At 59.6% G+C, this 20,772-nt stretch carries 20 protein-coding genes; 12 read left to right on the forward strand and 8 right to left on the reverse strand.

The features are described 5' to 3' along the window. Positions 1-85: 85 nt before the first annotated feature. Complete coding sequence (gene hexR, locus QNH97_RS28630; RefSeq protein WP_003187110.1) at positions 86-952, reverse strand: transcriptional regulator HexR; 867 nt, start codon at positions 950-952, stop codon at positions 86-88. Between the two features lie 436 nt (positions 953-1,388). Here hexR and QNH97_RS28635 point away from each other — a divergent pair, with 436 nt between their 5' ends. Further along, positions 1,389-1,703, forward strand: a complete 315-nt coding sequence (locus QNH97_RS28635; protein WP_283554914.1) for a hypothetical protein — start codon at positions 1,389-1,391, stop codon at positions 1,701-1,703. 56 nt (positions 1,704-1,759) lie between these two features. Here the strand turns inward: QNH97_RS28635 and QNH97_RS28640 are convergent, their stop codons facing one another. Beyond that, positions 1,760-4,630: a putative bifunctional diguanylate cyclase/phosphodiesterase gene (locus QNH97_RS28640; RefSeq protein WP_283554915.1), complete on the reverse strand. Its 2,871-nt coding sequence runs from the start codon at positions 4,628-4,630 to the stop codon at positions 1,760-1,762. A gap of 260 nt (positions 4,631-4,890) precedes the next feature. On the opposite strand from QNH97_RS28640, the gene uvrD reads away from it, so the two are divergent. From uvrD to QNH97_RS28655, 3 genes are all read left to right on the forward strand, one after another. Next, entirely contained in the window at positions 4,891-7,074 is a 2,184-nt protein-coding gene (gene uvrD / locus QNH97_RS28645) for a DNA helicase II (protein ID WP_025216238.1), read from the forward strand. 304 nt (positions 7,075-7,378) lie between these two features. Next, positions 7,379-8,254: a Tim44 domain-containing protein gene (locus QNH97_RS28650; protein WP_283554916.1), complete on the forward strand. Its 876-nt coding sequence runs from the start codon at positions 7,379-7,381 to the stop codon at positions 8,252-8,254. Between the two features lie 138 nt (positions 8,255-8,392). Next, positions 8,393-8,800: an SMI1/KNR4 family protein gene (locus tag QNH97_RS28655; protein WP_283554917.1), complete on the forward strand. Its 408-nt coding sequence runs from the start codon at positions 8,393-8,395 to the stop codon at positions 8,798-8,800. A gap of 22 nt (positions 8,801-8,822) precedes the next feature. On the opposite strand, the gene QNH97_RS28660 is transcribed toward QNH97_RS28655, so the two are convergent. Further along, positions 8,823-10,586, reverse strand: coding sequence for a cation:proton antiporter (locus QNH97_RS28660; protein ID WP_283554918.1), 1,764 nt, complete (start codon positions 10,584-10,586; stop codon positions 8,823-8,825). A 279-nt stretch (positions 10,587-10,865) separates the two neighbouring features. Between QNH97_RS28660 and QNH97_RS28665 the strand changes: the two genes are divergently transcribed. Beyond that, positions 10,866-11,351, forward strand: coding sequence for an acyl-CoA thioesterase (locus QNH97_RS28665; protein WP_210642104.1), 486 nt, complete (start codon positions 10,866-10,868; stop codon positions 11,349-11,351). Positions 11,352-11,491: 140 nt separating this feature from the next. Here QNH97_RS28665 and pdxY read toward each other — a convergent pair whose 3' ends face one another. Further along, on the reverse strand, positions 11,492-12,364 hold the full coding sequence (gene pdxY, locus QNH97_RS28670) for a pyridoxal kinase PdxY (protein WP_283554919.1): 873 nt from the start codon (positions 12,362-12,364) through the stop codon (positions 11,492-11,494). Positions 12,365-12,483: 119 nt separating this feature from the next. Between pdxY and QNH97_RS28675 the strand changes: the two genes are divergently transcribed. Beyond that, the gene (locus QNH97_RS28675; protein ID WP_283554920.1) at positions 12,484-12,906 is read left to right on the forward strand and encodes a DUF3301 domain-containing protein; all 423 of its coding nucleotides are present in this window, start codon (positions 12,484-12,486) and stop codon (positions 12,904-12,906) included. 12 nt (positions 12,907-12,918) lie between these two features. On the opposite strand, the gene QNH97_RS28680 is transcribed toward QNH97_RS28675, so the two are convergent. After that, entirely contained in the window at positions 12,919-13,884 is a 966-nt protein-coding gene (locus QNH97_RS28680; protein ID WP_283554921.1) for a CobW family GTP-binding protein, read from the reverse strand. 27 nt (positions 13,885-13,911) lie between these two features. On the opposite strand from QNH97_RS28680, the gene QNH97_RS28685 reads away from it, so the two are divergent. After that, positions 13,912-14,265 (forward strand): NADH:ubiquinone oxidoreductase, encoded by a 354-nt coding sequence (locus QNH97_RS28685; protein ID WP_283554922.1) that lies wholly within the window; start codon positions 13,912-13,914, stop codon positions 14,263-14,265. Here QNH97_RS28685 and QNH97_RS28690 read toward each other — a convergent pair. Together QNH97_RS28690 and zigA are read right to left on the reverse strand one after the other, a co-directional pair. Further along, positions 14,262-14,912: a DUF1826 domain-containing protein gene (locus QNH97_RS28690; protein ID WP_283554923.1), complete on the reverse strand. Its 651-nt coding sequence runs from the start codon at positions 14,910-14,912 to the stop codon at positions 14,262-14,264. The two genes, QNH97_RS28685 and QNH97_RS28690, sit on opposite strands and share 4 nt — an antisense overlap. Further along, complete coding sequence (gene zigA / locus QNH97_RS28695) at positions 14,912-16,120, reverse strand: zinc metallochaperone GTPase ZigA (protein WP_283554924.1); 1,209 nt, start codon at positions 16,118-16,120, stop codon at positions 14,912-14,914. Before zigA ends, QNH97_RS28690 begins: the two co-directional genes overlap by 1 nt. Positions 16,121-16,283: 163 nt before the next feature. On the opposite strand from zigA, the gene QNH97_RS28700 reads away from it, so the two are divergent. From QNH97_RS28700 to QNH97_RS28720, 5 genes are all read left to right on the forward strand, one after another. Further along, complete coding sequence (locus tag QNH97_RS28700; protein ID WP_283554925.1) at positions 16,284-16,676, forward strand: glutamine synthetase; 393 nt, start codon at positions 16,284-16,286, stop codon at positions 16,674-16,676. 113 nt (positions 16,677-16,789) lie between these two features. Then, positions 16,790-17,686 carry a GTP cyclohydrolase FolE2 gene (gene folE2 / locus QNH97_RS28705; RefSeq protein WP_283557572.1) on the forward strand — a complete coding sequence of 299 codons (897 nt, stop codon included), beginning with the start codon at positions 16,790-16,792 and terminating at the stop codon, positions 17,684-17,686. Beyond that, entirely contained in the window at positions 17,683-18,351 is a 669-nt protein-coding gene (locus QNH97_RS28710) for a metal ABC transporter ATP-binding protein (RefSeq protein ID WP_283554926.1), read from the forward strand. Before folE2 ends, QNH97_RS28710 begins: the two co-directional genes overlap by 4 nt. Further along, on the forward strand, positions 18,351-19,220 hold the full coding sequence (locus QNH97_RS28715) for a metal ABC transporter permease (protein ID WP_283554927.1): 870 nt from the start codon (positions 18,351-18,353) through the stop codon (positions 19,218-19,220). The genes QNH97_RS28710 and QNH97_RS28715 overlap by 1 nt, the downstream gene beginning before the upstream one ends. 11 nt (positions 19,221-19,231) lie before the next feature. Beyond that, positions 19,232-20,107, forward strand: coding sequence for a metal ABC transporter substrate-binding protein (locus QNH97_RS28720; protein WP_283554928.1), 876 nt, complete (start codon positions 19,232-19,234; stop codon positions 20,105-20,107). 91 nt (positions 20,108-20,198) lie between these two features. Here QNH97_RS28720 and QNH97_RS28725 read toward each other — a convergent pair whose 3' ends face one another. Then, positions 20,199-20,720 carry a DUF3617 domain-containing protein gene (locus QNH97_RS28725; RefSeq protein WP_283554929.1) on the reverse strand — a complete coding sequence of 174 codons (522 nt, stop codon included), beginning with the start codon at positions 20,718-20,720 and terminating at the stop codon, positions 20,199-20,201. Positions 20,721-20,772: the final 52 nt, after the last annotated feature.

The following is a 20,772-nucleotide window of genomic DNA, read 5'->3' on the forward strand; positions in this document are numbered from 1 at the left end:
CCAGATACACCGCATTGGCAGGTTTGCGACTGCTGCGCAGCCGAGCGGGAGCAAGCTCCCTCGCCACAGAAGCTCCAGACCGGGCTCAGTCATCCAGCGCTTTCACCGACTTGGGTGACAGCCGCAAGCTGCGCAGGCTGCGCTTCACGCTCTTGAGATGGTTGACCAGGCTCGGGCCGCGCGCCATGGCGACGCCCATCGCCAATACGTCGATCACCACCAGGTGGGCAATGCGCGAGGTCAGCGGCGTGTAGATTTCGGTGTCTTCATGCACGTCAATCGCCAGGTTCACCGTCGAAAGCTCGGCCAATGGCGTCTGGCTTGGGCACAAGGTAATCAGCGAGGCACCGCTTTCGCGCACCAGGTTCGCAGTGATCAACAGGTCTTTGGAACGCCCCGACTGGGAAATACAGATCGCTACGTCAGTGGGTTTCAACGTGACTGCCGACATCGCCTGCATGTGCGGGTCAGAATAGGCGGCTGCGGTGAGCAGCAAACGGAAAAACTTGTGTTGGGCATCGGCCGCCACGGCGCCCGACGCACCAAAACCATAGAATTCGACACGCTGGGCCTGGGACATGGCCGTGACGGCTTTCTGCAACGCCACCGGGTCGAGTTTCTCGCGAACCTCCATCAGGGTGTGCAGGGTCGTGTCGAAGATTTTCAGGCTGTAGTCGGCGACCGAATCGTCTTCATGGATCGCAAACTGGCCGAAGCTCGCCCCGGCGGCCAGGCTTTGCGCCAGCTTGAGTTTCAAGTCCTGGAACCCCGAGCAACCGATGGCCCGGCAGAAACGCACGATGGTCGGTTCGCTGATGCCAACGCTGTGGGCAAGATCGGCCATGGAGCTGTGCATCACGGCCGCAGGATCAAGCAGTACGTGATCGGCGACTTTCAGCTCCGACTTGCGCAGCAGGTGGCGTGACTGGGCGATGTGTTGCAACAGGTTCAAGGGGCTGGACTCTTGTTATGGGCAGGTGCCGGGATGTAGCAAGCTTGTAGTTATACTACAAGAATTGGCTTTTTGCCTGCCCCAATACGTAACCGGATTGGCTTGCCACCCCTTGTTTTCGCGGAGGGCGAGCCATGTAGCCATTCCGGACGGCTGTGACGCGAGAGAAAAATTTATTCTTTCCCCAACCAAAGGCACTTTCGAGCTTCTTGCCTTCTGAAAGCGGTTGACTGCTTAGAGAGTTGACCGCTTATAAACACCCTTACCAATACCGCCCTATATGATTTTCATATCCGCTCAGTTCATGCCGCTTATCACTAGCCACGCACACATGCTCTTTCAAATTCTCACAACTTACCTCTTTCTCATGATTCATCACTTACCTATATTAGCGACGCAGGACGCAATTTAATCTTAACTACAGGAGTTACATAACATGGCGATTAACACCAAAGACTGGACCGCACAAATTGACCGTATGCCCGGGGCAGCTTCGTTCCGTGTCTATGGAACGGTAGAGGTATCGAACAGTGGCATCATCCCAAAGTTGGTGCTGAGTGAAACACAAGATAAATCGTTCGACCTCCGTTTGGAGTTGCAACTCGAACAAAGTGATGAAGTTGCACTACAAGTTATCACGCACAAACATGTCGAGTATAAAGTCCTTGGCGACTCGAGCGTCACCGGGGTCAGCATCTTCTTCAATGATGAACTCGTTCATCATATTGATGACGTCATGATCACGCACTAATACATGATGATCTTCCCATCGGAGCGGCACCGTGCGTGCCACTCCGGCGGGAAGTTTCATTCAAGGCGCTGCTCTCGCAGCAGTTGAGCCAGGCCCTCGGCCTCGACCGGTCGGCTGATGAGGTAGCCCTGGACCTCATCGCATCGTTCAGCCTTCAGGAACTCAAGCTGCTCCTGCCGCTCCACCCCTTCAGCCACTACCTTGAGCGATAACCCATGAGCCATGGCAATAATCGCCCGGGTAATTGCTGCATCCTCGCCCCCCTCCTCCAACCCGCGAATGAACGCCTGGTCGATCTTCACGTAATCCACCGGGATACGCTTGAGGTAACTCAGGGACGAGTAACCGGTGCCGAAATCGTCGATCGCCAACTTGACCCCAAGGTCACGCAGTTGCTGGAACGTGGCGATGATGTGTTCAACGCTGTCGAGCAACTGGCTCTCGGTCAGCTCCAACTCCAAGTATTGAGGCGCCAGCCCGGTTTCCTCCAGCACTTGTCGCACGAGGCTGACCAGCTTGCCTTGGCGCAGTTGATGCACCGACAGGTTGACCGACACCCGGATCGGCGCGAGCCCCTGGCGCTGCCATTCGCACGCCTGCCAACAGGCCTGGCGCAACACGAACTCGCCAATCGGCCCGATCAGCCCGGTCTCTTCCGCCAGGCCAATGAAATCCACCGGCGGGACCTGGCCCATGACCGGATGATCCCAGCGCACCAACGCCTCAGCGGCGTTCAAGCGCCCGGTCGCCAGGCACAACTTGGGTTGGTAGAAGACCTTCAATTGATGCTCTTCAAGGGCCTTGCGCAGCTGATTCTCCAACTGCAGGCGCTCCAGCGTGCTGGCCTGGAGGCTGTCGGTGTAGAACTGGAAATTGTTACCGCCCAGGTGCTTGGCGTGTTGCATGGCCATGTTCGCCTGGCTGATCAGCGTGGCAATCTCGCGCGCGTTGTCGGGCAACATGCTGATGCCGATGGAGGCACTGACCACCAACTCATGGCCTTCGATGGTCAGCGGCACGCGCAGCTTGGCGGACAATCGGGTCGCGACTCGCGCCAGGCTGGATAGATTGCCATAGGCATCGAACAGCACGGCGAACTCGTCGCCGGACAATCGGGCGATGGTGTCAGCTTCGGGCAGCGCATTGATCAGGCGCCGCGCCATTTTCTGCAACAGCTGGTCGGCAATGTCGTGGCCAAGGCTGTCGTTGAGCAATTTGAAGCGATCCAGGTTGATATGCAGCAACGCCAGGCTACGCCGTCCGCCCTGACGCACCCGCTGGTGCGCCTCGTTCAGGCGCTCACGGAACAGCGAGCGATTCGCCAACCCGGTCAGCTCGTCGTAATGGGTGAGGTAGCGCATCCGTTCTTCGGATTCGCGCCGCGCCGACAGATCGGCAAAGAAGCCGACTATGTGGCTGACATTTCCCCGACTATCGCGCACCACGTTCAGTTGCAACCACTGCGGATACAGTTCGCCATTGGCCCGCGCTTCCACCAGTTCACCCTGCCAGGTGCCATGCTGCTTGAGGGCTTGGCGAATGACCGGGTAGTGCCGGCGGGCATCGCGACTACAGGGCAGGTCGACCACGTTGTGCCCCAGCATGTCCTCGATATTGAAGCCGGTGACCCGCGTGAACGCCTGATTCGCGGCGAGCAGCACGAAGCCTGGGTCGAAAATCACGATGCCCTCACTGGCAGCCTCGAACACCGTGGCCGCCAGCTGTTGCTGTTGCTTGAGCTCTTTACTAGCGCTGATGTTTCTACGGGTGCCGACCATGCGCAGCACCCGCCCGTTCGCGCTGCGCTCCACGGCCCGACCACGGTCTTCGATCCAGACCCAGTGACCATCGCCGTGGCGCACGCGGTATTCGATCTGGTAATCCTCGCTGCGGCCTTTGAGATGCTCAACGAGGGCTCGCTTGAGGGCCGGCAGGTCTTGAGGATGCAGGCGCGGGGTGAGATGGCTGAGCATTGCCGTGACGTATTCGGGCTCCAGGCCAAACAGTTCCTTGAGCTGTGTGTGGTGGACTTCGTCAGTCTGCAGGTTCCAGTCCCACAACCCCAGCTCACTGGCCTTGAGGGCCAGGGCCAGGCGCGCCTCACTCTTGCCCAGGGCCTGGCTGGCCACCTCCAGTTCGAGGCTGCGCTGCGCGACCCGCGCCTCCAGGCCAACCTGGGCCACCCGCAGCTTGTCTTCGGCACAGCGACGTTGTTCAACCTCCCGGGCCAACGCATCGTTGAGCTGTGCGCTGCGAGTTTGCGCCTGCTGCAAATGCTCGATCAGCGCCTGGTTCTGGAACCGTCGCAACAGGCCATTTTGTATCAACCGGTTGACCTGCCAAGCCACCACACTCAGCGAGACCAGCACAACCAGCCCGAGCCAACCCCACCCGCGCTGCTGCTCATCACCGCCCCAGAAGAGATAGCCGATGGCCGGTAACAGGCACGGCAAGGTAAAGGACAGAAATGCCGGAAGGCTCACGGCATAAGCAACGCTGGCCGACAAGGTGGCCGCGCCAATCAGGCCGAAGACCCAGGCCTGTTGCTGGAAGCTGTCGGCCGGCACCAGGGCGATGCCAGCCCCGGCCAGCGTAAGGCCGGTCATCGCCGAGCCCAGCAAAAACATGCGCAACCAGACGGGGTGGGCCTGACGGCTTGGCATCGCCGAATCGAAGGCGGCCACCTGAATCACCCGCAACGCGACCAATGACAGCAACCAGACCAGCCAGACGCTGACCAGAAAGTAACGTGCCGGCCCCCATAACAGAGCGGCGCAGACCAAACCGTTGACCAGCATGAACAGCGTGGGCAGCAATGAACCTTGGTAAAGCAGACGCGTGCGCTCGACCGCCATTTCCATGGCGTACTGCTTGCGAATGACCCGCGGCTCCACACAGGGGCCCGCCAGATCGGAATTGAAGGTCATAGGCACTGTTTTTGTTCTTATTCAGTGAAACATGGAGAACCTGAAACGTGCACCGAGCATACACAAGCCAAACGCCATCCCACACTGCTCCAGCTCATAAAAGTGTCGAAAAAGTCGCGATTTTATTGGGCGAAGCGCCCTTCAAGCGAGCCCCACCAGTGCCTGTAGCCCATGACCAACCGGTCATCATCGACCGGTCTTTTATCGGCTGAGGCAAAGCTCGGTTTGCCCGGGGTGACGCCGCACCCTAGAATGCCCCGATGCGCGATGATCTCTCCCTTCTGCTGAACTCTCTCAACGATGCCCAACGCCAGGCCGTAGCCGCCTCCGTGGGCCGTCAGTTGGTCCTGGCCGGTGCCGGCTCCGGTAAAACCCGAGTGCTGGTGCACCGTATCGCCTGGTTGATCCAGGTCGAAAACGCCTCGCCCCATTCGATCTTGTCGGTGACCTTCACCAACAAGGCCGCTGCCGAGATGCGTCATCGCATCGAGCAGTTGATGGGGATCAACCCAGCCGGCATGTGGGTCGGTACGTTCCACGGCCTGGCGCATCGCCTGCTGCGGGCGCACTGGCAGGAAGCCGGCCTGAGCCAGACCTTCCAGATCCTGGACAGCGATGACCAGCAACGGCTGGTCAAGCGAGTGATCCGCGAGCTGGGCCTGGACGAGCAGCGCTGGCCGGCCCGTCAGGCCCAATGGTTCATCAACGGCCAGAAAGACGAAGGCCTGCGCCCCCAACACATCCAGGCCAGCGGCGACCTGTTCCTGGCCACCATGCGCAGCATCTACGAAGCCTACGAAGCGGCGTGCCAACGTGCCGGGGTCATCGACTTTTCCGAGCTGCTGCTACGGGCCCTGGACCTGTGGCGCGATCACCCAGGCCTGCTGGCTCACTATCAAAAGCGCTTCCGGCATGTCTTGGTGGACGAGTTCCAGGACACCAACGCCGTGCAATACGCCTGGTTGCGCCTGCTGGCCAAGGGCGGCGACAGCCTGATGGTAGTGGGTGATGACGACCAGTCGATCTACGGCTGGCGCGGCGCCAAGATCGAGAATATTCACCAGTATTCGGCGGACTTTCCTGACGCCGAAGTCATCCGCCTGGAACAGAACTACCGCTCTACCGCCGGCATCCTCAAGGCCGCCAACGCCTTGATCGCCAACAATACCGGGCGCCTGGGCAAGGAATTGTGGACCGATGGCGGCGAAGGCGAAGCCATCAACCTCTACGCCGCCTTCAATGAGCACGATGAAGCCCGCTACGTGGTGGAAACCATCGAGAGTGCACTGAAAACCGGCCTGGCCCGCAGCGACATCGCCATCCTGTACCGCTCCAACGCCCAGTCGCGGGTACTGGAAGAAGCCTTGTTGCGCGAACGGATCCCGTACCGCATCTATGGCGGCCAGCGCTTTTTCGAGCGCGCCGAAATCAAGAATGCCATGGCTTATCTACGCTTGCTCGAAGGGCGCGGCAACGATGCCGCCCTGGAGCGGGTAATCAACGTACCGACGCGGGGCATCGGCGAGAAGACCGTCGAAGCGATTCGCGATCATGCACGCCACAGCCATGTGTCGATGTGGGAAGCCATGCGTCAGCTGGTTGCCAATAAAGGCGTGACCGGACGCGCCGCGGGTGCCCTGAAGGCCTTTATGGACCTGATTGAAGACCTGGCCGCCAAGTGCGGGGAAATGCCGCTGCACTTGATGACCCAGACGGTCATCGAGCAATCCGGCCTGATCGCCTATCACGAAGCGGAAAAAGGCGAGAAAGGCCAGGCACGGGTAGAAAACCTTGAGGAACTGGTCAGCGCCGCACGCAACTTCGAGAACACCGAAGAAGACGCTGACCTGACGCCGTTGTCGGCGTTCCTCGGTCACGCCTCCTTGGAAGCCGGCGACACCCAGGCCGACGAGCATGAAGACAGCATCCAGCTGATGACCCTGCACAGCGCCAAGGGCCTGGAATTCCCCTACGTGTTCCTCGTAGGCATGGAAGAAGGCCTGTTTCCCCACAAGATGAGCCTGGAAGAACCGGGACGCCTGGAAGAGGAACGCCGTCTGGCTTATGTCGGCATCACCCGCGCCATGCAGAATCTGGTGCTGACTTACGCCGAAACCCGACGCTTGTATGGAAGCGAGACCTACAACAAGGTGTCACGCTTCGTACGCGAAGTGCCGAAGGGCCTGATTCAGGAAGTACGGCTGTCCAACAGCGTCAGCCGTCCGTTCGGTGGCGGCCAGCAGCAAAGCACCAGCAGCCTGTTCGGCGGCAGCGATATCCCGGAAACCGGCTTCAGCCTCGGCCAGACCGTACGGCATTCGGTGTTCGGCGACGGCGTGATCCTCAACTTCGAAGGCGCCGGCGCCCAGGCCCGGGTGCAGGTGAACTTCAGCGAAGGTAGCAAATGGCTGATGCTGGGTTATGCCAAGCTCGAGGCGATCTAGAGATTTGTGTAGGCCCCTGTGGGAGCGAGCTTGCTTGCGATAGCAGTCGCTCAGTCAATATTGATGCTGACTGACACACTGCTATCGCAAGCAAGCTCGCTCCCACAGTTGTTCTGGGGACGCCAAAACATTTCCGATAGAACTTGTTCCCCTTTCCTACAGCCAAAAGCGAACAAGTCCTCTTGCGCGACTGAAGCTGAACCTCACCTGTCATGCAAAAGCCGGAAACACTCTGCCGCTAGCCAGCAACACTTCAGCTGTGCAACATGGCCCGCGTGCTATCCACAAATGGGAATGCCTTTATATGAAACGTTTTCTTAGCGTCGCCATGGCGTTGTGCATCGGCCTGACGATGGCCATCGACGCCAATGCCGCCAAGCGCTTTGGCGGTGGTAAAAGCTCGGGGGCAGCCCCGACTCACCAGACCAGCCAGATGGCGCCGTCCTCTGCCGCCGGTTCTACCGCTGCCACCGCAGGCGCAGCCGGTGCCGCGGGCGCGGCCACCAAGGCCAGCGGTGCTTCGCGCTGGCTCGGCCCCCTGGCCGGTATCGCCGCCGGTGGCCTGCTCGCCTCCATGTTCATGGGCGACGGCTTCCAGGGCATGCAGATCTTCGACATCCTGATCATGGCGGTCATCGCCTTCCTGGTCTTCCGCTTCATTGCCGCCCGTCGCCGCAAGCAGCAAGAGCAGCTCGCTCCGGCTGGCCATGCGCCGATGCAGCGTGAAGTGTTCGACCAGCAGCCTGCCGGCGGTTCCATCTTCGGTGGTTCAGCAGCGCCTGCAGCCGCTCGTCCGGTCATCAACGCACCTGCCTGGTTCAACGAGCAACGCTTCATCGAAGCCGCGCGCAGCCACTTCATGTCCTTGCAGCAGCATTGGGACGCGAACGAAATGGACAAGATCACCGAGTTCGTGACCCCGCAACTGCTGGAGTTCCTCAAGCGCGAACGCGCCGAACTGGGTGATGGCTTCCAGTCCACCTACATCGACAATCTGCAGGTGCAATTGGACGGTGTCGATGATCGCGCCGACAAGACCATCGCCACCCTTACCTTCAGCGGTTTGTCGAAGGATTCTCGCTTCGACAAGGGCGAAGCGTTCAGCGAAAGCTGGAACATGGAACGTGCCCAGGGCGATGACCAACCTTGGCTGGTGGCCGGTATCCGCCAGAACGGTTGAACCTTTTCGCGTTTCGCATGTTGAAATAAAAGAACCCCGGCCCAGGCCGGGGTTTTCTATTTCGCGGTTGCATCTATGGCGAGCTACTGTATAAACCGCTCCATATAAACCGCGCCATCGAGAAAGAGGATCCCGGACGTGGAAGAAATCATCGAACAATTGCGTGAAGCCAACGAGCCCGTACCGGTCCCGCTGGAGTTGCCCGACGAAGACTTGCTGGTAGAAATCGAAGAGCAGTTGTTCATCGATATCCCGTTTGTCTTCCGGGAGTTTTTGCTGACCGTCAGCGATGTCGTCTACGGCAGCCTGGAACCCGTAACCGTCACCGATCCACAATCCCACACCTATCTGCCGGATGTGGCCGCCAATGCCTGGGATGCCGGCGTCGACCGTGGTCTGATCCCGATTTGCCAGGACGGCGACGATTATTATTGCGTCGAAGAAGACGGCACCGTGGTGCTGTGGCAGGCCGAAGAAGAACTGATCGCCGAAGAGACCTGGGAATCGGTCTGGCATTGGGCACGGGACGTCTGGCTGGAAAGCTGATCCGCCGGTTGCCCGCCACCGGTCAATGCCCTGACGAGTCCTTGTGATTGTCCAGGGTTTCGAGCAAGGCCACCTGCATCCGCGTATGCAGGCGGACGAACCAGCGCCAGAGCAGTGCCGCCACGGCAGTCGCCACCACGGCGATCAATACCAGCAACTTGTTGGTCGGCAGGATGCTGGCCGACAAGGCGGCCAATAGCAGGAATATCACCAGCAGCGAAAGCAGCGGGATCACCTCGGCAATCACCCGACGCACCCGCTGGGTGTGGCGGCCAGCCATCTCCGGCTTCACGCCCATCTCCGCCAGCAACATCGACAGCGCCTTGAGCTTGCGGTACGCGGCAATCAGAAACGGTAGCGACAGCAGCAACGCCCCGCCCCAGATCATTGCTTTCTGCCAGCTCGGATCACTGATCCATACTTGCAGATAGGCCGACATCCGCTCGGCGAAATAGCCACCCGAGACAAAAATCGCGATGACCAGGGCCAGGTTGATCCCGACTTGCAACAAAATCCGCCTGATGATCGAAGCCACCACCGCCCCCTCACCTTGAGGCTGGATGCTGCGCAGCCACTCGCCATACATCCCCAGCACCCGCGTCAACCGCTGCGGCATGACCGTCGCCAACTTGACGGACAACGGATCGGCGGCCCGGATCAGATAAGGCGTCATCAGTGTGGTCAACACCGAGACGGCGACCGCTACCGGATAGAGGAAGTCGCTGGTCACCTGCAAGGTCATCCCCAGCGAAGCGATAATGAAGGAAAACTCGCCGATCTGTGAAAGACCCATCCCAACCCGCAGTGAGGTGCGTCCGTCGTTGCCAGCGATAAAAGCACCGAGACCGCAAGACAGCATCTTGCCGAGCACCACGGCGCCAGTGATCACGGCAATCGGCCAGGCGTATTGCAGCAAGATGGCCGGATCGAGCATCAGCCCGATGGCGACAAAGAAAATCGCGCTGAACAAATCACGCACCGGCTCCACCAGTCGCTCGATTTTCAGCAGTTGCCGGGACTCGGCCATGATCGCACCGATCAAGAACGCCCCAAGCACCATGCTGTACTCCAGCTTCACCACCAGCAGGCAGAAGCCGAAACACAGGCCTAGCACGGTAATCAGCAGCATTTCATTGCTGTCGAACTTCGCCACGTAGGCCAGCACCCTCGGCACCAGCAGAATGCCGATGACCAACGCGACGATCATGAACAGCGACAACTTGCCGACGGTGGAAAACACCTCGCCAGAACTCACCGTGCCGCTGACGGCAATGCTCGACAGCAAGGCGATGATGCCGATGCCCAGGATGTCCTCGACGATCAACACCCCGAAAATCAGCTGCGCGAAGCGCTCGTTCTTCATCTTCAGATCGTTGAGGGCCTTGACGATGATGGTGGTCGAGGAAATGGCCAGGATGGCGCCGAGGAACAGCGAGTCCATGGTGCTCCAGTCGAACCAGCGACCAATTTCGTAGCCGATCCAGATCATCAGCACGATTTCGAGGAAGGCTGCGATAAACGCTGTGGCCCCGACCTGGAACAACTTGCGCAGGCTGAATTCCAAGCCCAGGCAGAACATGAGGAAGATTACCCCGAGTTCGGCCAATGTCTTGATCGTGTCTTCATCGTGGATGAAGCCGAACGGAGGCGTATGCGGGCCGATGATGAAGCCGGCCACGATGTAGCCCAGTACCACCGGTTGTTTGAAGCGATGAAAGAGTACGGTCACCAGCCCCGCAGCCATCATGATGATCGCCAAGTCTTGAATGAAGCTGATGGCATGCATGTCGGGGCTCCCTGTTCAAAATGACTCATCCCAGAGCCAGATAAGTCCGTTTCCTTTGTAGGAATTGCCCTCGCAACGGGCTTTTGAAGGGTAACACCGCGACTTCCGACAAGAAGACGGTGCAATATATGGAAACAGATCCATCGACGCGTGACGGCAGCCACAGGCGCAGCGTCCCGATAGTGGTGGTTTTGAAAACCTGGTGGCCTGTTTGGCCGCTCACCAGCACCCGCAGAGGTGCACTCCCCCCGAATTGCTGCCTTGAACCGTGAGTACGTTATGGAACCCGGAAACGCCCAGCTGTCGATGACGGTGTTGATGACCCCCGATATGGCCAACTTCTCTGGCAATGTCCATGGCGGCACCCTGCTCAAATACCTCGACGAAGTTGCCTACGCCTGCGCCAGCCGCTACGCCGGACGCTACGTGGTGACCCTCTCGGTTGACCAGGTGATCTTCCGTGAGCCGATTCATGTCGGCGAGCTGGTGACTTTCCTGGCGTCGGTGAACTACACCGGCAACACGTCGATGGAGGTGGGCATCAAAGTCGTGACCGAGAACATTCGCGAACGCTCGGTACGCCACACCAACAGCTGTTTCTTCACCATGGTTGCGGTGGACGACCAGCGCAAGCCGGCCACTGTCCCACCGTTGCAGCCGCAGAACGGCGAAGCAAAGCGCCGTTATGAACAAGCCCAACAACGGAGGCAGATCCGCCAGGAGCTGGAAAAGCGGTATCAAGAGATCAAGGCGGACGGGCCTTAACAGACCGACGAAAGTCAAAAATTGTGGGAGCGAGCTTGCTCGCGATAGTGGTGTGACAGGCAACAGTGATGTTGGATGTGACGCCCTCATCGCGAGCAAGCTCGCTCCCACATGGATCTACATCATCTCCACGGTGTCGATCAAAGGCTGATCGGCACCGCTTCGAAACGCACTCGCGGATGGGCAATCCGATCCTGGGCGCGGACCAGTTGCAGCTCGTAGCTGGCGCAGGCCTGGGTTTCCAACAGCACCTCATGCACCGCTGCGGCCGCGAATTCGAACGCTGCCACCAGGCTGTCCCCCAACAGTATCCGAGCCAGGAAAAGCCCAGACGTCAGGTCACCCACGCCCACCGGCTGGCGAGGGAAAGCCAGCAGCGGACGGCGTAGATGCCAGCTGCCGTCGGAGGTCACCAAGAGCATTTCGAAGCTGTCTTCAGGTTTGCCGGGGTAGACCAGATGTTTGACCAGCACCGCCTTCGGTCCGCGAGCCAATAGCGCGCAGGCCATGGCCAGGCAGTCCAGCAGCGACTGCGCCTTGCGCCCGGAGAAACTGTCCAACTCCAGTTGGTTCGGACACAGGAGATCCGCTACGGCAGCGGCTTCTTCCAACAGAAACTCACTGACTTCAGGCGCAACGATGCAACCTTTCTCTGGATGCCCCATGACCGGGTCACACAGGTACAGCGCCTTGGGATTGACCACCTTGATCCGCGCCACGCCCGTCAGGATCGCTCGCCCCTGAGCGGCGCTGCCCAGGTAACCGGATAGGACCGCGTCGCAGTTCCCCAGCTCACCGATCGCCGCGATACCCTCTACCAACGCCGGTATCTGATGCGGCGCAAGCACCTCCCCGGTCCATTGGCCGTACTGGGTGTGATTGGAGAACTGCACGGTGTTGAGCGGCCATACGTTCACCCCAACCCGCTGCATCGGAAACACGGCAGCGCTGTTGCCAGCGTGACCGAATACCACGTGAGACTGGATCGCAAGCAGATGAGGTGTACGTTTCATGCGGGAAGTTTCCGTAAAACGATTGGAATTCGAGCCGCGCAGTATGCGACTAAACGCAGCCTGTACGACAGACCGGCGACACAGTTAAGCTGACCGCAACTTGTTGGAGCACTTCGTTCATGCTGACCCTTGGAAATATTTTCGTGCTAATGCTGCTGGCTACCGGCGGGGCCTGGCTGTGGCATAACCATGGCTTGCGCGAACGGGCCTTGGCGAGGGTCATGCAGCATTGTGCCAACCTCAAGATCGAGCTGCTGGACGGCAACGTGGCGCTGAAAAAGATCGGTTTCGTGAAAGATGCAAACGGGCGACGACGGCTGGCGCGTATCTATAATTTCGAGTTTACCGTCACGGGCGAAACCCGCCATTCGGGCACCATTACCCAGTTCGGTGCCCACAGCGCAAACATCGAGCTGGCGCCCTACCCGATGCCATTCGAAGAATCACCGCCCACGCCGATTGAACCGGTCCCGACCAGGCCCAGGGCTGAGGTCATCGAGTTGAGCCAGTGGCGTCAGGAACACAACAAGTGGAAGCCTTGAAGCAGGACTGATTCAGGGGCACCGACATTTCGCCAGACCGGCTTGCAGGGCATCAACGTCTTGCGGCTCATCGAAAATCAGTTCGATCCGTGAATCCTGACGCCACTCGCTGGCTCTCCAACCCAGTGCGGTGCCGTCCAACGCATTGGCTGATACCCAGCCGTCGGCGCTGTGGATAACCAGCTTCGCGCGTTTCCAGGCCCGGCCTTGCAGCCATTGAGTCAGCGCCTCGGTGTCGAATCGCTGGCTCGGGTGCCAGCGCCAGCCGATACTCCAGCTGTCTTCCAGCTGCTGATACAGGCAGATCGGCGACTTGGGATCGGTCCAGATGGCTGGCATCTGGCCCACGTCCTGAGGCAAGACCAGGTTATCCACAACCCCGCTCCCTCGAGCCTGCAACCCCGGCAACCGATCAATCGGCAGCACCGCCTGTTGTGTCCAGTACAACGCACGCTGCGGCAGTTGCGCAGTGACGTGGGCGCGATCGGTTTCGGTGAGGTTTTCAGCTTTGTTCAATACCAACAGTCCGGCGTAGTCCAAGGCTTGTCGTTGGGCCTCGGGCAACGGCTTGCCCGCCGCCATCGCCTGGGCATCCAGCACCAGCACGCAAGGCTGGACCGCCAGCACGCCGAGCCAGGGTGCCTCGTTCAGTTGGCGCATCAATTGCGCCGGATGGCCCAGCCCCGACGGCTCGATGAACAGCCGGTGCGGCCGAGCCTTGCGCAACAAACGACCGAGACCGATCTGAAAGGGCGCACCGTTGACGCAACACAAACAGCCCCCGGCCACTTCGCCCAGTGCGATACCATCGGCGGCCTGGGTCAGCAACGCGGCATCCAGGCCGATCTGACCAAACTCGTTGATCAACACCGCCCAGCGCTCGTTGGCCGGACGCTGGGCCAGCAGTTGCTTGATCAAGCTGGTCTTGCCCGCTCCCAAGGGGCCGGCGATGACATGGGTGGGGATGTTCTGCAACATAATCGACGGCTTTCGATGGAGGTGAAAATGCGGATGATCGGCTGGTTGTTACTGGCACTGACTTCCAACCAAGCACTGGCCCAGGCTTGTGTGGTGCACAGTCAGGCGGAACGGCTCGATGTAAAAGTCTGCCAGCAGAACCGCAACATTCCGCAGAAGTTGTTCGCCGACGGCTTCTGCCAGCCAAGCCTCGCCGGGCAAAAAGTCGAGGTGCAGTACGTCGATCAGTGCCCTGGCGGCGCGTTTGGTGTCTGCAGCAACGCCCAAGTCGCCAATATGCCCTACCGCCAGGATATTCACTATTACGGCGTGGCCACCGATGCGGCTTATCTCCAGCCGTTTTGTGAAGGGCAAAGCCAGGGTACCTGGCTCAAGCCTTAGGCCAGCCAGTCCAGCGTGAGGATCAATCGACGGTCCCCCTGGGCCAGTTCCGGGGAACGATGGATCAGGCCGAGCCCTTCATTGCCGCGCCATTTCTCGCCTTTGAGCAAAGCCACATCACCGCTGCAAAGTTGCTGGATCACCCGCGGATCGCTGGGCTCGGCTTCGGGCTGCGCCAGACATCGACGGTCCATGGCCCCTTCCTCCAACCATTGGCTGCCGACACCGGCGTAAGTGGTGATCAGCCGCACCGGCACGTGGTCGACGTGAAAGCGCGGGCACATGGCTTTGTCCAGTGTTCGCAGACGCAGGCCGATACGCCGGGCCCCTAGCAGGCACGCAAACGCGCTGACCAGCCAGGCGACGTCGGCGATAAAGCCTTCGTAGCCTTGCAGGTCGCTGAAGCCCTTGGCGAGACCGTTCAACGCCGGTGGCGTGTCCTCTTCCGGCAATTCGAGAACCAGCGACTCAGCCAGAGGCTCATCCAGCGAAAGCACCAACGCCGAAAAATCGTGGATGTGGGCCGGAAGCTCACGCTGCCAGACCGCCAGATTGGTACCGTCGTCGAGGATCTGCGTCAGAATCCGTGGCGTATCGCCCTGGACCTGCCGCACCTGCGCAACCCTTTTCAGAGTGGGCGCCAGCATCAGGCCGCGACCTCGTCATGCCACGGACCGAATGGGTCCGGCAACAAGCGCCAGCTCTCCGCACCCAGGGCCATTTCCGCGTCGGTGAGCAGACAAGCATCCAACTCCGCGCTGAGCCGGACGAAGTCGAGGTTTTGTCCGATGAATACCAATTCCTGACGGCAATCGCCCGTCGTGGGAAGCCAGTTTTTCAGGATGGCCGCGGTACTTTCTTCGTCTTGTGGCCATTGGTTTTTTGGCACGAAACGCCACCAGCGCCCGGCAAACCCATGCCGCATCAGGCCGCCGGCTTGGGACCAACTGCCCGCTTCCTCAGGTTTGCTGGCCAACCAGAAGAACCCCTTGGAGCGTAGGAGTTTGCCATTGGTCCATGGACGGTCGATCAAGCTGAAAAAACGCTGGGGGTGAAAGGGTCGGCGCGCCAGATAGGCCGTCGAGGCGATGCCATACTCTTCGCTTTCGGGCACATGTTCGCCGCGTAACTCTTGTAGCCAGCCGGGAGCTTGAGCCGCGCGTTCAAAGTCAAAAAGGCCGGTGTCGAGAATGCTCCCCAGAGGGACCTGGCCCATAACCATGGGAATGATCCGGGCCTGGGCGTTGAGACGTTGCAGAATGGCGACCAACTCCTCCCGCTCGTGACGGCTGATCAGGTCAATTTTGCTGATCAAAATCACATCGGCGAACTCGATCTGTTCGATCAGAAGGTCAGTAATCGAGCGCTCGTCTTCCTCGCCCAAGGTTTCGCCCCGTGAGGCCAGACTTTCGGCGGCCTGGAAATCCAGCAGGAAATTCACCCCATCAACCACCGTCACCATGGTGTCGAGCCGTGCGACATCGGCCAGGCTACGGCCCTCTTCATCACGAAACGTGAAGGTTTCCGCCACCGGCAAGGGTTCAGAAATACCCGTCGATTCGATCAGCAGATAATCGAAGCGCCCTTCCCTGGCAAGCTGGCCGACTTCTTCCAGCAAGTCCTCCCGCAGCGTGCAGCAGATGCAGCCATTGCTCATTTCCACCAATTTCTCTTCGGCGCGGTTCAGCGTCACATCTCGCTGGACTTCGCTGCCATCGATGTTGATCTCGCTCATATCGTTGACGATCACGGCGACCCGTAGATTGTCGCGGTTACGCAACACGTAGTTGAGCAGCGTGCTTTTACCGGCACCGAGGAATCCGGAAAGCACGGTGACAGGAAGGCGATTGGGCATCAGGTATATCCTCATCGGGGGCGGCCATAGCTGACGCGGTTCACGCGTACTGCGGCTCGTTTTCAGGCTTTGACTGGGGTTCAAGGTCTGCGTGCTTTTTATGTTATAGTATAACAACACAATTCAACCAGCCCTGCAGCTTTCATTGGTCTAAGAACAATCAATGCGCAGTCATTTGAAATTCGCTTTAGCGAGCCCCTTATTGCTATGGGTGTTAAGTGCGTCGGCGCAAAACCCGCTCTTGGCGAACTGCACCCGCAGCGCGAACTTGCTGGCTTGTGTGGATGGGCAAGGCAATGCCTACAGCGTCGCGACGACCGGGAGCACGATTTACTTGCGAGGTTTTGAAGCGACCAGTCACCGCTACTGGGCACAAACCAACAGTCGTTACGGTCAACTCACGTTCTTTACAGGCTTGGCGTCCGACGGTGAGAGTTGGGTTGGCTACAGTCGGCGTGTTGGCTGGACGACGATCAATCGATTTTCCAGCTCGGGCGGTAGCACCGGAAAATTCGTGTGCGGTCGTATGAATGGTTGCCAGGATTCGTCACGCTGATGTTTCACGTGGAACGTGAGAGGAAACAGATGAAAGTTCGTTCATGAAAAAGGTTTCTTCGAATCAACCGTTATACTATAACATTAAATTCGAACCTACGATGGACCTTGACCATGAATGCGTTAACGCTGCCAGACGTTGCTGCGCAGGTTTCACGCCAAGCTCTGCCGCTCGATTGGGTCGGTATGTGTGGCATTGCAACACCCGTGTTAATCGACGGTCAGCGTCTGAGCGCGATCGCCGACGCAGGTGTCAGCCTCGACGATGGAGACGCTCGAGGCATTCACATGTCCCGTCTGTACCTGGCGTTGGAAATGCTGGAAGAGACGCCCCTTTCCCCGATGCTCTTGCGCCGCCTATTGCAGCAGTTTCTTGATAGCCACGAAGGCTTATCCCAGACCGCGTCCCTAAGCATTCATACTGATTTGCTGCTCAAGCGCTCGGCGTTGATCAGCCCTTTGGCTGGTTGGAAGCGTTATCCGGTGAGCATTGAAGCGCAGCTGAAAAACGCTGTGTTCCACGTGGAACTGAAAATCCAGATCCCCTATTCCTCCACCTGCCCTTGCTCGGCAGCACTGGCCCGGCAGTTAATCCAGCAGCAATTCGTGGAGGACTTCGCCAACAAAAAGCTTGAGCACGCCGAAGTCCTCGCGTGGTTGGGTTCCGCAAACGGCATTGTTGCTACCCCTCATAGCCAGCGCAGTACCGCTAACCTGAGTCTACGGCTGAAGACCAACGTCGACGAATTGCCACTGCTGTCTCTGATCAATGAAGCTGAAGCAGCCCTCGGCACCGCTGTGCAAACCGCAGTCAAACGCGCCGATGAACAGGCCTTCGCTCTCGCCAACGGTCAAAACCTGATGTTCTGCGAGGATGCCGCTCGGCGATTAAGCACAGCCTTGCGACGATCATCCAGCATCGTCGCCCTCGATGTTCGCGTCGTCCACGCCGAAAGCCTGCATGCCCATGACGCCGTGGCTCAAAGCCGCTGGCAGCGGGAGGCATCATGATCCGTTGCCAAACCTTGCGCTGGGGCGCACCCGGACAACCCCTCACGCCGTCGCTGAACATGGAGCGGCCGGCGGGAAGCCTGACCGCCATCATTGGCGCCAACGGGTCGGGCAAAAGCAGTTTGCTGAAAGTGCTCGCAGGGCTGCAAAAACCGCTGTCCGGCAAAGTCACGCTGAGTGTTCCACGGCGTGGCGGTGTCTCGTTCCTGCCACAGCAGCAACAATTGGACCGACAATTCCCCATCAGTTTGCAAGAGTTGGTGGCCGCTGGTTCCTGGGGCAATCGCCACACGCCGGCCATGCGAAGACAGTTGCTTCAGACCGTCCTGGAAAACTGGGCTCTAACAGGCCTGGAACATCGCCCTTTGATGGCCCTGTCGGGCGGTGAGTTACAACGCGCCCTGCTCGCTCGCCTGAGTCTGGCTGAAGCACCGCTGCTGTTGCTCGACGAACCCCACGCGGCCCTCGACGAACAAGGCCAGACGCTCCTGTGGCAACACATCCATGGCTGGCACGCTGCGGGCAGAACCTTGGTGGTGGTTTGTCATGACTTGGCGGCAGTACGCGAGCACATGCCTGACACATTGCTGATCAGCCATACCGGCTGTGTACTCGACCGCAGTGTCGACCTGATCGCCCAGCAACCTTACACGCAGGTGGCCTGATGCTCCTCGCGGCGACCCATTTCTGGCAACCCTTTCAGGAGTTCGTCTTCATGCGCCGGGCCTTGTTTGGCGGCCTGGTGTTGGCATGCAGTACGGCCCCGTTGGGGGTCTTTTTGATTCTGCGCCGCATGAGCCTGATCGGCGACGCCGTGGCTCACGGCATTTTACCCGGCGCGGCCTTGGGGTTCTGGTTCGCCGGGTTGAGCTTGCCAGCCCTGACGCTGGGCGGCCTCGGCGCGGGTCTGAGTATGGCTGGGCTGGCCGCGTGGATCACCCGTCGTACCGGTCTGCGGGAAGACGCCAGCCTCGCGGCGATCTATCCCATTTCCTTGGCAGCAGGCGTGTTGATTCTCGGCATGGCCGGCAAGCGCCTGGATCTGCTTCACCTATTGTTCGGCTCGGCACTGGCAGTAGATGGCCCGACACTCACCGGCATGCTCTGGGTTTCCGGGGCCAGCCTGGTAGCGATGGCGTTGATTTATCGGCCCTTGCTGCTCGACACGCTGGATCCGCTATTCCTGCAAACCGTCAGCCGCCTGGGTCCCTTGGCCCATGGTGTGTTCCTGACCCTGGTGGTGTTGAACCTGGTGATCGGCTTCCAAGCCATCGGTGCGCTGATGGTGGTCGGATTGATGATGCTGCCGGCCGCCGCCTCGCGGTTCTGGAGCCGTCGGCTGCCGATCCTGATGATGGTCGCGGCGCTGCTCGGTTGCCTGTCGGTGTGGTTTGGCCTGTTGTTGTCTTTCTATCTATCGCTGCCCAGCGGGCCCGCCATCGTACTGGTGGCGGGCGCGTTGTATCTGCTGTCCGTGGTATTCGGTCCGGTGCACGGTTTGTTGCGCCGCCCGCCTTTGCTCACATCCCAATGAGGTGTTTCCCGATGCGCGTCCTGCTCGTGCTGTTCAGTCTGATGCTGTCCATGTCTGTATCTGCCGCCGAAAAACTTCAGGTGGTGACCAGCTTCAGCATCCTCGCCGACATGACCCAACAGGTCGGCGGCGAGCATATCCAAATCACCAACATGGTCGGCCCGGACGCCGATGCGCACACCTACGAACCCACGCCGGACGACGCCAAGGCGCTGCTCAAGGCAAAACTGATCATCAAGAATGGGCTGGGCTTCGAGCCGTGGCTGGATCGCCTGGTCACCAGCACCGAAACCAGCACACCGGTGATCAGCGCAAGTCGTGGGGTGATCCCACGCTCCCTGGATGAAGATGGCGAAACCATCCCCGACCCGCATGCCTGGCATAACCTGGCGAATGCCGAGTTGTATGTCAGCAACATCACCAAGGCGCTGGAAGCCGCAGACCCGGCTAACAAGGCCGATTACGAACGCAACAGCCAGGCTTACCTGAAGAAAATCTACGCCTTGCTCGCCGAAGCCAAGGCCAAGCTAGGTGCTCTGCCACCCGGCAATCGCAAGATCGTGACGTCCCATGATGCCTTCGGTTATCTCGGTCAGGCCTATGGCATCGAGTTCATGGCGCCTCAGGGTTTGTCCACCGAACGTGAACCCTCGGCGGCAGAAGTTGCGGCGCTGATTACCCAGATCCGTCGGGCGAAAGTCAAAGCGGTGTTTATGGAAAATATCAAGGATGCGCGCCTGCTCAAGCAGATTGCCGACGAAAGCGGCGCGCACATTGGCGGCACGCTGTACTCCGATGCGCTCGCGGCCAGTGGGCCGGCGAGCACCTTCACGGGGTTGTTCGAATACAACCTCAATACGTTGTATGAGGCTTTGAGTCGGCCTTGATCAGGCTTGGCGGTAGGCCTTATAGGGCTGCTGCGCAGCCCAGCGGGAGCAAGCTCCCTCGCCACGGGGTCCTCAGCGTCTGAAAGGAGGGTCAGGCCCTCGGCTTGACCGTCCCGCAATCCTGCCCCAGCCACACCGCGCGGGTGTCGAGGCTGCCGTTCTGTTGGATGCCGGTCGCGTTAAAGGTGCCGTTGACCTTGGTGGTGAACTCACGATCGCTCTGGAACGTCGCAATACCATTACCCTGGGCTTTCGGGCAGCTGAAGCGAAACTTCCACTGATTGCCGGTCCGCTCAGTGATTTGTTGCTTGCAACCCGATTGCGGATCTTGCAACGGAATGTCATTGGTTTGCACCTGCGCCGGAGTCAGACACACACGAATGCCTTTGCCGCCCATGGTGATGCCCTGCTTCTCCAGCATCGCCCGTTGCTCCGGGGTCATCTGGTTTTGCACTTGGCCCAGGAGAAGCTGCAGGTCCGGCAGGTTCTGGTTATCGACTTTCATGTTGCTGGTGGTCAGTTCCCACAAACCCGGTTGAAGCATCTGCGCCTGAGCCGCCATCGGAACCGACAAGCCAACCGCCAAGGCCAAACCCAGCAGACGAACATTCATTGCGTAAACTCCAGAGGACAAGTGCCCGTTAGACGCCGCCCACAGGCTTCGG

It is taken from the genome of Pseudomonas sp. G2-4, from assembly GCF_030064125.1.
In the GTDB taxonomy this organism is placed as follows: Bacteria; Pseudomonadota; Gammaproteobacteria; order Pseudomonadales; family Pseudomonadaceae; genus Aquipseudomonas.